The sequence below is a fragment of the Chryseobacterium sp. SIMBA_028 genome, from assembly GCF_046535285.1.
In the GTDB taxonomy this organism is placed as follows: Bacteria; Bacteroidota; Bacteroidia; order Flavobacteriales; family Weeksellaceae; genus Chryseobacterium.
In genome coordinates, this window is sequence record NZ_JAWRWZ010000566.1 from 1 (window position 1) to 254 (window position 254).

1 protein-coding gene is annotated in these 254 nt (G+C 67.7%); it reads right to left on the reverse strand.

The features are described 5' to 3' along the window. A partial coding sequence (locus SCA31_RS24510) for a deoxyribodipyrimidine photo-lyase (RefSeq protein ID WP_410699577.1) occupies window positions 1-254 on the reverse strand: 254 nt, incomplete at both ends.

Sequence of the window (254 nt, forward strand, 5' to 3'; positions counted from 1 at the left end):
GCTTCCAGCGGATGCGGCGGCTCTCCGGAGCCCTCCAGCGCCCGCCAGAACGGCGTGTAGACCCGGTAGGGCGTGCCGCCGCCGGTCTTCAGCTTAGAAGGCTCGTGCAGCAGCTGCCCGGCAAAGCTCTGCGCCTGTACGGCCTGCCGCTCCAGTTCGTGCTTGATGCGCGTGTCGATGGCGATCCCAGGCGGATCGTAGCGGCGGTTCCAGAGCACCGTTTCGGCACCCGTCGATTTGATCAGCGCGTGCAG